The sequence below is a fragment of the Dehalobacter sp. CP genome (assembly GCF_047652685.1).
GTDB lineage: Bacteria > Bacillota > Desulfitobacteriia > Desulfitobacteriales > Syntrophobotulaceae > Dehalobacter.
In genome coordinates this window covers 1,674,140-1,689,450 of the sequence record NZ_CP157399.1, presented here as the reverse complement: position 1 = coordinate 1,689,450, position 15,311 = coordinate 1,674,140, and the positions used below count along the sequence as shown (strand labels likewise).

11 protein-coding genes are annotated in these 15,311 nt (G+C 44.6%); all 11 read left to right on the top strand.

All coding sequences use genetic code 11. The features are described 5' to 3' along the window. Positions 1–8 precede the first annotated feature (8 nt). The 11 genes from AAH944_RS08370 to AAH944_RS08320 all read left to right on the top strand — a co-directional run bounded on the left by AAH944_RS08370 (position 9) and on the right by AAH944_RS08320 (position 14,880). The gene (locus AAH944_RS08370) at positions 9–1,793 is read left to right on the top strand and encodes an NADH-dependent [FeFe] hydrogenase, group A6 (protein ID WP_415534269.1); all 1,785 of its coding nucleotides are present in this window, start codon (positions 9–11) and stop codon (positions 1,791–1,793) included. A gap of 127 nt (positions 1,794–1,920) precedes the next feature. After that, the gene (locus AAH944_RS08365; RefSeq protein ID WP_415534267.1) at positions 1,921–2,757 is read left to right on the top strand and encodes an ABC transporter permease; all 837 of its coding nucleotides are present in this window, start codon (positions 1,921–1,923) and stop codon (positions 2,755–2,757) included. Further along, positions 2,754–3,497: an ABC transporter ATP-binding protein gene (locus AAH944_RS08360; protein ID WP_415534265.1), complete on the top strand. Its 744-nt coding sequence runs from the start codon at positions 2,754–2,756 to the stop codon at positions 3,495–3,497. Before AAH944_RS08365 ends, AAH944_RS08360 begins: the two co-directional genes overlap by 4 nt. A gap of 52 nt (positions 3,498–3,549) precedes the next feature. Beyond that, the gene (locus AAH944_RS08355) at positions 3,550–4,542 is read left to right on the top strand and encodes an ABC transporter substrate-binding protein (RefSeq protein WP_415534263.1); all 993 of its coding nucleotides are present in this window, start codon (positions 3,550–3,552) and stop codon (positions 4,540–4,542) included. Positions 4,543–4,658: 116 nt separating this feature from the next. Further along, positions 4,659–7,214, top strand: coding sequence for a carbamoyltransferase HypF (gene hypF, locus AAH944_RS08350; RefSeq protein ID WP_415534261.1), 2,556 nt, complete (start codon positions 4,659–4,661; stop codon positions 7,212–7,214). A 522-nt stretch (positions 7,215–7,736) separates the two neighbouring features. Then, complete coding sequence (fdnG, locus tag AAH944_RS08345) at positions 7,737–10,784, top strand: formate dehydrogenase-N subunit alpha (protein ID WP_415534259.1); 3,048 nt, start codon at positions 7,737–7,739, stop codon at positions 10,782–10,784. A 2-nt stretch (positions 10,785–10,786) separates the two neighbouring features. Continuing rightward, the gene (locus AAH944_RS08340; protein WP_415534257.1) at positions 10,787–11,602 is read left to right on the top strand and encodes a 4Fe-4S dicluster domain-containing protein; all 816 of its coding nucleotides are present in this window, start codon (positions 10,787–10,789) and stop codon (positions 11,600–11,602) included. Continuing rightward, the gene (locus AAH944_RS08335) at positions 11,602–12,282 is read left to right on the top strand and encodes a formate dehydrogenase subunit gamma (RefSeq protein WP_415534255.1); all 681 of its coding nucleotides are present in this window, start codon (positions 11,602–11,604) and stop codon (positions 12,280–12,282) included. The genes AAH944_RS08340 and AAH944_RS08335 overlap by 1 nt, the downstream gene beginning before the upstream one ends. Positions 12,283–12,341: 59 nt before the next feature. Beyond that, positions 12,342–13,085, top strand: a complete 744-nt coding sequence (gene fdhE / locus AAH944_RS08330; RefSeq protein ID WP_415534253.1) for a formate dehydrogenase accessory protein FdhE — start codon at positions 12,342–12,344, stop codon at positions 13,083–13,085. 505 nt (positions 13,086–13,590) lie between these two features. After that, entirely contained in the window at positions 13,591–14,355 is a 765-nt protein-coding gene (locus AAH944_RS08325) for a hypothetical protein (protein ID WP_415534251.1), read from the top strand. 12 nt (positions 14,356–14,367) lie between these two features. Continuing rightward, positions 14,368–14,880 carry a hypothetical protein gene (locus tag AAH944_RS08320; protein WP_415534249.1) on the top strand — a complete coding sequence of 171 codons (513 nt, stop codon included), beginning with the start codon at positions 14,368–14,370 and terminating at the stop codon, positions 14,878–14,880. The last annotated feature ends 431 nt before the right edge of the window (positions 14,881–15,311 follow it).

Here is a 15,311-nt window from a genome sequence, read left to right as displayed (position 1 = left end):
GTAAAGGCATGGTAAATTTAAGAATTAATAACAAAAGTGTTTCCGCTTTGGAGGGCGCGACTATCCTGGAAGCCGCGAAACAGAACAATATTCATATTCCTAACTTGTGCTATTTGGAAGGCGTTCATAAGTTTGGTTCCTGCAGACTGTGCGTTGTTGAAGTCGAAGGCGCCAAGAGCCTTCAGCCTTCCTGCATGGTTACGGTCAGAGAAGGAATGGTTGTCAAAACCAACACCGAAAAAGTCCGTAAGGCCCGGAAAGTCCTTTATGAACTGATTCTGTCCGACCATCCGAAAGACTGTCTGAACTGCGAACGCAATCAAAGCTGCGAGCTGCAGGAAATGGGTAATATGCTCGGCGTCAGTGAAGCCCGTTTCGAAGGAAAACGTTCAGCCGGCTGCATCGACAAATCCCCTTCTATTACCCGGGATATGTCCAAATGCATTCTTTGCCGCAGATGTATCACTGTCTGCAACGAAATTCAGCAGGTTGGTATTCTGAATGCACAAAACCGCGGATTTAAGACGGTTGTCGGTCCGGCTATGGATCTGCCGATTAATTCCGTAAACTGTGCTTACTGCGGACAGTGTACGGTGGTTTGTCCTGTAGGCGCGCTGAAGGAAACCGATGCGATTCAGGATGTCTGGCAGGCGATCAATGATCCCAATAAACGCGTTGTTGTTCAGGTTGCCCCTGCGATTAGGGCTGCAATCGGCGAAGAGTTCGGGCTGGAACCCGGGACACTCGTTACCGGCAAACTCGCTTCTGCTTTGAGAGAACTCGGCTTCGACGATGTGTTCGACACCAACTTTACGGCTGACCTGACCATTATGGAAGAAGGCACCGAATTCTTGACCAGGGTGAAAAATGCGCTGACCGGCGGCCAGGCTACCCTGCCGATGATTACAAGCTGTAGCCCGGGCTGGATCAAATATGTTGAGCATGCTTATCCGGAAGAACTTGACCATCTCTCGACCTGTAAATCTCCGCATACCATGCTTGGGGCGCTGGCGAAGTCCTATTATGCCGACAAGATTGAAGTGGATCCGAAGGACATGTATGTTGTATCGATCATGCCCTGTACGGCCAAGAAGTTCGAAATTTCCAGACCGGAAATGCAGAACAATGGCGTACAGAATGTCGATGCCGTACTGACGACCAGAGAACTTGCCAAGATGATTAAGGAAGCCGGCATTGATTTTATAAACCTCGAAGACAGCAAATTTGACAATCCGCTGGGTCTTTCCTCCGGTGCTGCCGATATCTTCGGCGTTACCGGCGGTGTTATGGAAGCTGCCCTGCGTACGGTTTACGAAGTGGTTACGGGACGGGAACTGCCGTTTGATAAGCTCCATGTTACTCCGATCGTTGGCCTGGAACAGATTAAGACGGCGGATGTGATCATCGAGAATCCTGTTGAAGTTTATAAGTTCCTCGACGGAGTTACGGTAAAAGTTGCTGTAACCAGTGGTCTGGCAGGAGCGAAGATCCTTCTGGACCAAATTGCCAAAGGTGAATCCCCCTATCACTTTATCGAAGTGATGGGATGCCCCGGCGGCTGCATCAGCGGCGGCGGCCAGCCCAGACCGACCACACCGGAGATTCGTCAGAAACGTCTCCAGGCTATTTATAAGGAAGATGAAGGCAAGCAGCTTAGAAAATCTCATGAGAATGAAGATGTCATGAAACTGTATGCCGAGTTTCTGAAAGAACCCAATGGCCATAAATCGCATGAACTGCTGCACACGCATTATACGCAGCGCGGCAAGTTTAACGAATATCTCTGCAAGTAGGGTACAATCGAAAGAGCCTAACAGTTAAAGTTGTAGGCTCTTTCTTTTTTTTCGGGAATGCTGTAATATTAATTTTCCAAGGAAACAATGCAGCTTTAATTTAGACTAAGGACAGGTACACCGTTTGATGCAAATTAATCAGGGAAAAACGAAAAAAGGGTTTGATGGGCAGTCGGATACACATAACCGGACAAAGCTCCTGAATATACTCAGAGGGGCGGTTTTCCCATTAGCTGTGATTGTAGTTTGGGAATTAGCGGCACGCAGCAGTCTGGTTAATACCTACATCTTGCCTCCGCCAAGTGAGATATTAAAAACATTTCTGCATATGCTTACAACCGGGATTTGGGAAGAACATCTGCTGGCAAGTTTACGGAGATTGGTGTACGGGTTCTTTTTGACGGTTGTTTTTGCAGTTCCGATGGGTATTCTGGTAGGGAAAGCCAGAGGGTTCAGACATTGGGTGAATCCTACGCTGCATTTTTTGCAGCAGATTCCGCCAATTGCTTGGATCCCGATTTTTATGCTTCTGCTCGGGATTGATGAAGCTTCCAAAGTAGCCGTCATTGTGTATGCCTCATTTTTCCCGGTTTTCTTGAATACGGTGCAGGGCGTTACCAGTGTTGATCCGAAGCTGATCGAAGTTGGCCATGCCTATATGCTTTCTCCATGGGAAATGATTAAAAAGGTGTATATCCCTTCGGCAGCCATGTCGATTTTTGTGGGCCTGAGGCTGGGGTTAAGCAATTGCTGGCGGGCACTGGTCGGAGCGGAAATGCTGGGAGCATCTTCGGGAATAGGCTATCTGATCATTGAAGGCAGACAATTAGCCCAATACGATAAAATTTTTGTTGCGATAGTCACCATCGGAACTGCCGGGATGCTTATCGACCTTTTCCTCAGAAAAATTGAAAATAAGCTAATGCCGTGGAAAAAGATGTATCAAGCAGGTGAGCGCAAATGAATAAGCTTTTAGTCGAAGTCCATGATGTCGGTAAGGTTTTCCACAGCGACTGGGGAAGTATTGAAGCCCTGAAAGAAGTCAATTTCCGGTGCAACCAATCAGAATTTGTCAGTATTGTCGGAGCCAGCGGGTGCGGCAAAACTACGCTGCTCCGGATTATTGCCGGCTTGGAACCGCCGAGCAGCGGAGAAGTGCTGATTGATGGAGAAAACATTGACGGGCCCGGTTATGGGCGTGCCGTCGTATTTCAGGAACCGCGGCTCTTTCCGTGGCTGACCGTTGAAAAAAATACCGCGCTGGGTATCCAAGGAGTAGAGAAACAAGACGAAGTTGAGAAAATTGTGGCCAGCTCGCTTCAGTTGGTAGGGTTAACACAGTTTAGCAAAGCGTATCCTCACGAACTGTCCGGAGGAATGGCCCAAAGGGTCTCTTTGGCGCGAGCGCTCACTTTTAGACCGAAAGTATTCTTGATGGATGAGCCTTTTTCGGCCCTTGATGCCCAGACCAGGACCAGAATGCAGGAAGAAATCATTGATCTTTGGCATAAAACCGAAAAAACCGTTATCTTTGTCACCCATGATATCGAAGAAGCACTGACCGTCAGCCAGAAAATCATGATTATGTCGCCGTCTCCCGGTACGATCAAAGAGGTCTTGGAAGTACCTTTTGCTTATCCAAGAAATCCTGAGGGATTAGAATTTATCAACATGAGGAAATATATACTAGAGGCCATTCGCTAAGCGAATCAAATGTTTTCGATAAGTATTACGAGGATTACGAGGAGGGTTATTCATGAAGAAGTATCTTAAAGTTTCTTTCGCTGTATTATTATCATTATTGCTGCTGATTTCGGTGACAGGCTGTCAGCCGAATACGGCCAAACAGCAGGAAAAACCAAAAATTATTAATATATCGTATTCGACGAAGCCTTTGAATGCCCCGGCGATCGTCGCCCTTGAAAAGCAGATTTTTGAAAAAGAGTTTGCAAAGGATGGAATCCAGGTGAAGTGGAACGAATTGGAAGGGCCGGCAACCACTGAAGCCCTTGCTGCCAAATCGATTGATTTTGCCACATCACTGAATTATGTTTCGGCTATCATCTCGAATGCAAACGGCAACGATATCAAGATTCTGGCGAGCTATTCCAAGTTTCCGAAGGGAATTGGCCTGGTTGCAGCCAAAAATGGCGGAATTGCATCCGTAGCGGATCTGAAGGGGAAAAAGGTTGCATTGCAGCAGGGGACGATGCTGCATGAAATGCTGATCAAAGCGCTAGCCGAGGCAGGGTTATCTGCGAATGATGTCCAGATGATCAACATGGCCTCAACCGACGCCTTAAACGCGCTGCTGCAAAAACAAGTGGATGCCGCGGTCATCCCCGATCCTCTGCTGACCAAAGGGATTGCTTCCCAAAAAATCACCCTGATCCGGAATGCTGAAGGCCTTATCCCCGGTCAGGCTGTGATTGCCGCGCGAACAGAGTTTATCCAGAAATACCCTGAAACAACAAAGCGTTTTCTGGAAATCCATCAGCAGATATTGGACTGGATACAGGAAAATCAGGATGAAGCTTTGCGAATGACGGCTGACACCAATGGAATGGAGCTTAAAGCGGTAACTGCTTTATATCCGAAATTTGATTTTACAATGCCGATTGACAGCCAGGATATTGAAAAACTCAAAGAATCGGCTGAATTTCTTAAAGCAAATGGTTTTATCAAGTCCGATGTTGATCCCGACGAGCTGATCAATCATCTGGTCGATACCGGATATCTTCCCAAATAACTATTAGAGAAAAGCCCGATGTAAGTTATCATTAATTACCGGAACATGTAGAATGTCTCTCATATTAATCACATGAAAAATAAGGATGATATTACAAACAGAAGAGTGGTAAAAACGTGAAAAGAGCTGTAAGGATTCTGATCAACGGCATTGTTCAGGGTGTCGGCTTCAGGCCGTTTATTTTTAAACTTGCCCGGGAACTGGACATTAAAGGCTGGGTAAACAATTTCAGCGGCGGAGTCGAGATTCAGGCTGAAGGGGAACGGGTAGAGGATTTTATTCGCAGAATCAGAACAGGCCAGCCGGCTTTGGCTGTGATTGTATCGCTGGAGATAACAGAGATCCCGGTTCAGCATTACCGGGAGTTCACGATCACAGAAAGCAGGGAGTCCGAAGACAAGGATGTTTTGATCTCTCCGGATGTTGCAGTATGCAGGGACTGCTTGCAAGAGATGCTTCACAGTAAGGATCGGCGCTACCTCTATCCGTTTATCAATTGTACCAATTGCGGTCCGCGCTATACGATCATTAAGGATCGGCCTTATGACCGCAAGAAAACGACCATGGCGGGTTTTCAGATGTGCCCGGAATGCCATCAGGAATATCAGGATCCGCTGGACAGGCGGTTTCATGCTCAGCCGACTGCTTGTGCGGTTTGCGGGCCTGCCCTTAAACTGCTGGATCATACAGGCAATGAAATTAGCGGTCATGGGATCGGTATTGACTTGCTGCAGGAAGGTGCGATCCTGGCCGTCAAAGGTCTTGGCGGCTTTCATCTCGTCTGTGATGCCTGCAATGATGAGGCGGTCAGCAGATTGCGCCGGGTCAAAGAGCGCGGCGCAAAACCATTTGCTGTCATGGTTAGGAATATTGAAACCGCCCTCCAAGAGGTGACCATGACGGAGCTCGAAAAATCGACGCTTGCCGGTCCCTCTGCACCGATTGTCCTGCTGCCGCGCAAGAAGAATGAAAATAGCCGGATTTCTCCGGAAACAGCACCCGGCCTTCAATCACTTGGCATCATGCTGCCGTATACACCGGTTCATCATCTGCTCTTTCAGGGGACCTATGATTATCTCGTGATGACCAGCGCAAACCTGAGTGGACAGCCTTTAATATATGATAATCAGGAAGCGTTGGCAGGACTAAGCGGAATTGCAGATTATTTTCTTCTAAACAACAGGGATATTTATCATCCGTGTGATGACTCAGTCATGCAGATGATCGGGGATCAAATGACCTTTATCCGTAGGGCCAGGGGCTATGTGCCGCTGCCGCTATTTTTGAAACAGGAGATCAAAACACCGATTGTCGGTCTGGGCGGAGAAATGAAAAATGCTTTCTGCCTTGCTTCCGGAAAGATGACTTTCATGAGCCAGTATATTGGAGATATGCATGGATATGAAAATTTGGAACGTTTTGAACAGGAGTTATACTCCTTTCAGAAGGTAACTAACATTGCTCCGCAAAAAACTGCTTATGATATGCATCCGGAATATTCGACGACCCGGATTGCCCGGTCGATGGATTGCCCGAAATTTCGCGTTCAGCACCATCATGCCCATCTCGTCAGCGTGATAGCTGAACATGGGATAGATGATCCGATGCTCGGCCTGATTTGCGACGGAACAGGTTATGGTGAGGACGGCAGGATTTGGGGCTTTGAGTATCTTTTCGGAAATCAGGAAGGCTATAAGCGCAAAGCACACCTTGAATATCTGCCCTTGCCCGGCGGCGATGCCGGAGCTAAATATCCGCTCAGGATTGCCTATGCTTACTTGAAGAAACTTATGACACAAGAAGAATGGCAGCGGACGGAACCGCTTTGGGCCAAATTATCTTCTCAGGAAAAGAATATCCTGGATGGCCAGCTTCGAAGCGGATTTCAGCTGTTTGAAACTTCCAGCGCCGGACGCCTCTTTGACGCGGTTAGCGGTATACTGGGGGTTTGTACAGAAGTGACATACGAGGGACAAGCAGCGATCGAATTGGAGAGTGTAGCCGAGAAGTGGTTGGAGGACTGTAGCGAAGGGAACGTACAAACTTCTAGCTTGCAGGACAGCGGGAACAAGGACATTCAGAAAAACCTGAACGAATTCCAAAGAATAACGCAGCAGGCTTCAATGAGGGTTAAGGCGTTGGCAGCTCTTTGGGATCAATACGAGAAATCCGGTCAGACAAGTACAGAGGGACGCTTGAGACTTATTGAGCAATATAACGTAATGGCCGGCAGGACAGATGGAAGTTTTTATCTGGGCTTATATCCTGCTTTATATCCAGCCTGTCTGGAGATTTCAGGTGAACCGCAGCCCGGTGTTCTTCACGTAAAAGTGGGGAGCCTCTTAAAAGAGATCTCCAACGATGTGCTGCTTCAGAAAAACCCTGGGGAAGCTGCGCTTAGATTTCACTATTCTTTAGCGTGTCAGATGCTAGAAACGGCGATGCTTATTGGTCTTGAAAACAAAAAACTGCCGATTGCAGGCGGTGTTTTCCAGAATAAGCTGTTGACCGAGATTCTACTGTTCTTGGCGGGAGAGATCGGGGTAGAGATCCTTTACCCGCAGAAACTTCCGTCCGGGGACGGCGGTCTTGCCTTCGGTCAGGTGCTGATTGCAAATGCCGCGATTGAAGAAAAACCAGAAACAATGGGTTCTAATTTTGATCTTAGCTGATATTAAAAAGAAACCTTCTAAGGCTGGGCTACGCAATGTATAGCCGCTTTCGGCAGATTGAGCCCTCCTTGGCGAGTCGCTCCTTGCCATCCATGGCATCGCGACATTAGGCCATCCGTGGCCGTCAAACAGCCGCGCTCCGCATCGTGCTCCGCTTGACGCTGGCTAATACATTGCGTATCCTAGTCTCTGGTTTTATGTAGTCAATCTTTTCAGCTTTGTTTATCTTTATGGTCAGCATTAGGCTGATTTTGAGCAAAAGACAGAGCTGTTGCACAACGAATTACTTAAATCGTTGTGCAACAGCTCTGTTTTTTAGTAGTGACGGCCATGAATCAAAAATGTTAAGACGTTTGACAAGTATTCGCAAAAAAAGCCCAATTCTGTTAAGTAATTAACAATACTTGATTAATTTCCTATGTCAGTTTAATATTAATGACATTGCAGGTTAGAATATTCAGAAAATTTAAAAACTTGCAAAAAGTAAAAATTGTTGTTTAAAAAAAGTAAAGGAGGAGAAAAATGGATTTATCAAGACGTAATTTCCTGAAATTATCAGGAGCTTCCTTGGCTTCGCTGGCGCTTGGCCTTGGTTTTGATCCCGACCTCGCTCAGGCTCAGGGATATGCACTTAAGATTGAAGGTACAAAAAAAATTCCGAGCATTTGCCATTTTTGTTCCGGAGGGTGCGGCTTGCTTCTCTATATCAAAGATGAAAAGCTGGTGTATTTAGCCGGGGATCCCGATCATCCAACCAATAACGGGGCACTTTGTTCTAAGGCAGCCAGCTTGAGAGAAGTTGCCTATTCGGAGGCTCGGATCACGAAACCGATGTATCGTGCTCCGGGGGCAAATGAATGGCAGGAAATATCCTGGGACGAGGCTATCGACAAAGTAGCCAAAAAAGTCAAAGATGTCAGGGAGAAAACCTGGAAGGCTGATGCCGATGTCATTAACGCAGCTACAGGGAAGACCGAGAAACTTGCTGTCAACAGGACTGAGGGGATTGCTGTTTTAGGATCCGCTGAAGTCGACAATGAAGAATCCTACTTAGTTAAAAAACTATCCATGCTTTTAGGAACGCCCTATAACGAACATCAGGCCCGGATATGACACGCGCCCACGGTGGCAAGTTTGTCACCTTCATTTGGCCGCGGTGCTATGACCAATTCCTGGCCGGATCTGATGAATGCTGAACTCTTCTTAATTGCAGGCTCAAATTGTGCCGAAAACCATCCCATTGCTATGCGGTGGATCAATAAGGCCAAGGAGCGCGGTGCAAAAGTAATTGTGGTTGATCCTCGTTTTACACGGACAGCCTCGCAGGCAGATATATTTGCTCAGATTCGCCCGGGCACAGATATCGCCTATCTGGGGGCAATCATCAATTATATATTGGAAAATGAGCTCTATGATCATGATTATGTCCTTAATTACACAAATGCCCTATATAAAATAAGCAAGGATTTTCAATTCAAGGACGGATTATTTTCCGGATTTGACCCCGAAAAGAAAAAATACAAAACCGATAGTTGGGGTTATCAACTAGACGAATCGAACAAACCGGTTAAAGCTCTGATCCTTACTGATCCTGACAGCGTCTTCAGTAAATTGAAAGAGCATTATTCCCGTTATGATATGAAAACTGCTGAAAATATTACGGGGATACCTGCAGCAAAAATCAAGGAAATTGCCGATGCTTTCTGCAGTGCCAAACCTGCGTCTATTCTTTATGCATTGGGGATGACCCATCACACAACGGGTGTACAAGGCATCCGGTGTTATGGCATTATCCAGTTGTTGATGGGCAATATAGGCAAAGCGGGAGGCGGTATCAACGCTTTGCGCGGTGAGCCGAATGTCCAGGGCTCTACAGATATGGCCAATCTGTATAATAATCTGCCAGGTTATCTTCCGGCCCCCTCCCATTCCGATAAGACACTCAAAGATTATCTGGTACGAAACGGCTCCAATCGCGAAAAACATCTCGTATCGTTATTGAAGGCCTGGTTCGGAGATAAAGCGACTAAGGAAAACGACTATTGTTTTAATTATTTGCCAAAGTACGATTCCAATGTCAATTCAAGTTTGGTTCGAATTTGGGATGCGGTGAATAAAGGCCAATTCCAGATGATGCTGAATATCGGCTCCAATTCACTGGTATCCGTACCGAACCTCGAAGTGGTCCGCCAGGCTTTGCCTAAACTGGAGATGTTGGTCGTCTCCGATTTATTTGAAATCGAGACTGCCCAGTTCTGGCGGGAGCCCGGTGTTGATCCGTCTAAAATTATGACGGAAGTAATCTTTTTACCGGCTGCCTTTGTTTATGAAAAAGACGGGACGCTGACGAACTCAGGCCGTTGGGTTCAGTGGAAGGATGCAGCACTCAAACCCCTGGGTGAATGCAAGCCGGATTTAGATATGCTCGATCTGTTGTATAAGCGGGTGAAAAGCTTATATGAAGGCAGTACGGATCCCAAAGACAGACCGATTCTCGATGCGCGCTGGGATTACGGCCATGAGCCGAAAGCGCTTAAGGTGTTGCAGGAATTAAACGGCTATGATGAAACAAACGGCGAATTATTGCCGACATTGGCCGATTATCTCAAGGCACCGATCGGGTCGGTATCTACCGGATGCTGGATTTATGCCGGTGTTACAGGGAAAGGTAATTTGGCTGCACGCCGGGGAAATGCAGATCCTTCCGGACTCGGATTGTTCCGCGAATGGAGCTTTGCTTGGCCGGGGAATATCCGTATTTTATACAATCGTGCATCCTGTGATGCCCAGGGACAGCCTGTGGATCCCAAACGTAAATTGATTTGGTGGGATGCGGCCAAAAATGTTTGGGCCGGCAATGACGGTGCTGACGTAGTCGACAAGACAAAAGGACCGGATACTCCGGAAGGAAAGCTGGCTTTCCGTATGAATCCGGAAGGAGTAGGACGTTTGTTTGCAGGCAAATATACAAGCGGAATACCAACAACGCCCTCAGCAGACGGCAAACCGGCCGGCGGCGTGAGTGTAGGAGGGATCTGCAACGATGGGCCGCTGCCGGAGTTTTACGAGCCGGTGGAAAGCCCTGCGGAAAATATCTTCCATCCGAATGTATCAAGCAATCCGATTGTGGCAATGCCCAAAACATTGCCTGAAGTTCAGAAGGTTGGTAACCGTAAAGATTATCCTTATGTGCTGACGACTTATGGCGTAAGCGAACACTTCTGTGCCGGCGGTATCACCCGCAACATTCCGATGCTGAACGAACTGATGCCGGAACCTTTTGCTGAAATCAGCAAAAACCTTGCAGCGAAAATTGGCGTACAAGATGGTGACCGCGTTGAAATATCCTCGGCACGCGGCAAGGTTGAGATCCGTTGTCTTGTCACAGACCGCATTCAGTCGTATGAGGTACATGGACAACCGACCGAAACGATCGGTGTGCCTTGGAGTTGGGGTTTTGCATCTTTAAATCCTGGATCGAGCATCAATGAAGTGACAATCGGCGTAATTGACCCGACAGCAGGAACACCCGAATATAAATGTTGTCTGGTCAATATAAGGAGGGCTTAGAGATGGCAAAAAAAATGATTTTGGTGGACGGATCCAAATGTACCGGCTGTAAAGCCTGCTCTGCGGCCTGCAAGGAATGGAATGATCTTCCGACTGAAAAAACCTCTCTTGTCAAAAGTTATCAGAGTATGGCCGATTTTACACCAAACACCTATACGTATGTAACATTTGAGGAAAAGTATGAAAATAATAACATGCACTGGCTGATGCGCAAGGCGCAGTGTTTCCACTGCGATGATCCCTCCTGCCTGAAAGCGTGTTCCTCAAGTGCCATATCCAAAACAGATTCCGGGTTTGTGGTCATTGATCAAGATAAATGTATTGGATGCGGATACTGTGCCCAGTTTTGTCCGTTTAATGTACCTAAGATTGATAAAACCACAGAGAAGGCTAACAAATGCACCGGTTGCGTAGGGAGAGTGGAAAACGGTCTTGAGCCTGCCTGCGTAAAAATCTGCCAGCCAGGAGCGCTGTCATTCGGTAATTACGATACCATGCTGGGGATTGCCCAAGCACGGTTGGCCGAGGTAAAAAAGAAGTTCCCCAACGCTAATCTTTATGGTCAGAATGGGCAGTCAGGTACAACCTACCGCTATATTTTGCTCGATACGCCTGCTGCCTATGGTCTGCCTGAAAATCCATCGACTGATCTAACACTTTATCTATGGAAAGATATTATCCGTCCTATCGGCAAAATTGCAATAGGCGGTGCTGCTGCGGCAGTCGTTGTGGGAGTGGCGATTAATGCGCTAAAGGGAAACTACAAAAAAGATTCTGATCAAGATCAGCATCCGATAAAGAGAGAGGAGGAGATGTAATGAATGAAAAAAAATCAGGCTCGAATCAAGTTCCCGGCAAAATACTCCGTTTTACCAAAGGGGAAAGATTGAGCCATTGGGTTCATGCTGTAAGCTTTTTTGTTCTCCTCCTCACAGGGTGGGGCATACTATCCGAATTCAGCCGGCCGGTACTCATGATTTTTGGGGGAGTTGACGTTTCCCGCATCCTTCACAGGGTTTTTGCCGTGATTTTTGTTGTGGTCGTTGTAGCGATGTTCTTTATTAAGGATCCAAAATATCACTGGGAATGGCTGCGTTCTGCTTTTCGATTTACGAAAGCGGATATCGCGCATATCATGGCTTTCCCCAAGGAATTTTTTGGAGGACACGGCAACTACCCGGCTCAGGGCAAGTTTAACGGCGGAGAAAAGATCAACTCTTTGATTACGATCCTGGGTTCCGTATTCATCACCTTGAGCGGATTTATCATGTGGTCCCCTCATGTTTTCCCAGATCAGTTGGTCCGGATAGCTTATCCCGTTCACGATATGTCGATGTTTATGATGGTTGCAGCGTTGATGGGACATCTCTATTTATCTTTGCTTCATCCTGAATCAAGGGCTGCTCTGCCGGGCATGTTAAAGGGATACGTCTCGGAAAAATTTGCGAAGGCGCATCACGCTGCCTGGTATAAAGAGGTCAAGGACCAAGAGAAATAGTCGAAAGCCAGAACCGGTACGGTGAAATCATTTTGACACTGTCTTAACCTTTGGGAGGGATGTACTTGTGTACTGAAAAGACCGATGGAGGACAAGCAACAAGTTTGTCTGCTGTCAAAGAGAATTATTTAAAAATGAGAGCAGAGATCACTGCCTGGCAAAAAGAAAACAACCTGAAGGATTTGAAATTACCGTCGAGATCCGGGCAGTATCCATTATTCACCATCAATGATCTGCCGGAAAACGCCATCATTGATTTATGGGACAGGTTGAACATTGTTGCGGAAGAAAAGATAGACCACTCCAAACTTGCCGTTCTCCAAGATGAGTTCAGCGCAGGCCGTATTCAAGGAAACGAACCTCTTTTCAGCCGTCTGAGCTTAGCAATAGCTGGGGTAGCTCAAGCGGTATATCAGCAACTGCATATCTCTGCAAGTGTGGATGATCAGCCAATGTGCCCATGTCCGGTTTGTGGTGAAGATAATCTTATGACAACATTGGATGCGTTGAATGGAAAACGCTTTACACATTGTCTTGTCTGCGGAAACGAGAGGCCAATAAAAATATCGGGCTGCATACACTGCGGCAGTGAAAATTCTTTTCAACAAACGTATCTCAATTCTGCCGAGTTTCCTGGCGTGGAGGTTGTTGTCTGTTTAGATTGCGGCCAATATTTTAAAGAAATTGATTTGCGCGAACGGAAAGTCGAAGATTTAGATTGGGAAAATATACGTACACTGCCCCTTAATTACGCAGCCGAACAATGGATTTTAAAGAACAGACCGATAATGAGCTTAAACTGAATAGCCGATACAAGAAGAGGAAAGGAGCGCAACGAAAACTTTAATGTTTTGGTTGCGCTCCCTTATTCGTTCAATAAAAAATTCATACAGGTAGATCCTTTATCCCAAGGCTACCGCCATCTTTCTCATATTAAGAGCGATACAGTGCAATCCTCACTCAATCTTAACCTTTTCTAGCTCTTTTAATAGAAATCTTTGCATGACTTAATTTTTTTCACTATAGACGATTTCGACCTCGACAGGTCTCAAACTACTCATATCTAATATGTTATACGCGAATTAACGCGAATTAAAAACCAACTCCAATAAAGGACAGTCAACATAGAAGTTGTATAAATTCAGACTAACATCCTGGAATAAAAAAAGTAAAATATTGTAATTAATTGAAATGCGAAATTTTTAATTTTAAATAATAAGAAAATAAAATAAGATATTACAAAATTTTCAATATTTTTAAATTTAAGTATGATATGCTTTGATTATTAAAAAAGGAGGTATTCTATAAGTGAACAAAAAATTAATAATCATTGGTGTTTTATTAGCTGGTATCCTAAGTTCGTTTGGTTTTTACAACCAACAATCTTATGCTGATGAAACAAAAAGTGCACAAAAGCTAAGTCAACTAGCCGGTGAATATGTCAAGAATAACCCAGAGTTAATTTCAAAATCCGTAGTATCAATAGATTCATCAAATCCATCAAAAAAAGTTATATTTGACCCGGAAGAGATAGTTGCAACAATTGATTCGCTAAAAATAACAAAAGGGGAAATTGAGTTTAGGAAAGGATTAAGGATTGCTAGTGGAACAGGAAACGCAGATGATAAATCAGTTTTCAATACACTTGTTGAAGAAAAGCTAATCATAAACTACGCAATTAAAAATGGCGTTTTTCCATCAGAAGAGAAAGTAAATTACTTTATACAATCGGAGAAAGCAATATATGAACAAAATGTTGAAAATAAACAAATGATTGATTCTTTTTGTTCAGCAGCAAATATGACGATTGATCAATACTGGGATGTTTATGAATATTACAACGCTTTTCGTATAGTGACTTTCAAAAATGCTTATGATAAGGCAATTGAGTTAGCAGTAAATAATGGGGACTTACCAGCCTTAGGTAATGACAATCAAGCCAATTCTGAGATTATAAAAAAATACAAAGAATATTGGGATAACCTTAAAAAAGAACTAAAGAGTATTACTTCTATAAAAGTTGAACAACAAGATTATAATTTTGTTGTTGATAAGTCAAGATTATATTTTTAAGGTGGTATAAAAATGAAAAAACGTTTATTTTTACTTTTTATGACATTAGTATTAAATTTAATCTTAGTAAATAATGTGTTTGCAACTATGATAAGTGCAGATGGTTATAAAATATATACTGGATGGAATGCTGACTATGGACTAAAGAGTTTTAGAATAGAAACAAGTTACGATGGAAACCAGTATACTCAATCAAATATTCAATATGTAGATGGACATCAATATATTGCCTACATGATAAATAATTATAATCCTGAAATTGTCACTGGACAAGCTTCTATGCAGAATCTACGATTAATTAACTCAAGTGGTAGCACTGTATCGACTTTAACAACGGGTAATTTTTACCCTGGATGGCTTTACTCCTATTTATTTCCAATCAATACCGTGATCTTTAAATCAATGTATAGCTATTCTTGGTTGCAAGGCCCAGCCGGGAACTATACGGCAAATGTGACAACCATATATACTAATCCAGACTATGGAATAGCTGGAACATATTCATGCTCTTCCTCGACTTTTTAAACTTCTCGTTAAACTCTTATATTTCTAGTTTCCATAGTCAGTTAAAACAAAAAGTATTTAGCGTATAAGCTCTTTGCGATATACGCTATTTTTTCTGCAGTTTCTAGATGGTTCTCAAAATCTGTTTTGAATTGTAACCGTTCAATATACCGACACATGGTTTAAATAGCACGTGAGTGCTGGAACGTAAAAATAGAAATATAAATGTTATACGTTAAAAAAATCAAAGCAATTATTACGCATCAGCCTTTAAAAAAGGCCAATGCGTAATAAAAACTTATATGGAATCTCTTTCTTGACAGTGATGCCCCGGTAAAAATACCATTGTGAGAAATCTGTATTTTTTACCGAGGCATTACTGCATGGTTCCACAGTTCTGGAAAAGAGTTTAATTCAGAAATTTTGCCGCATGGAAGAGTTATAACGAAAGG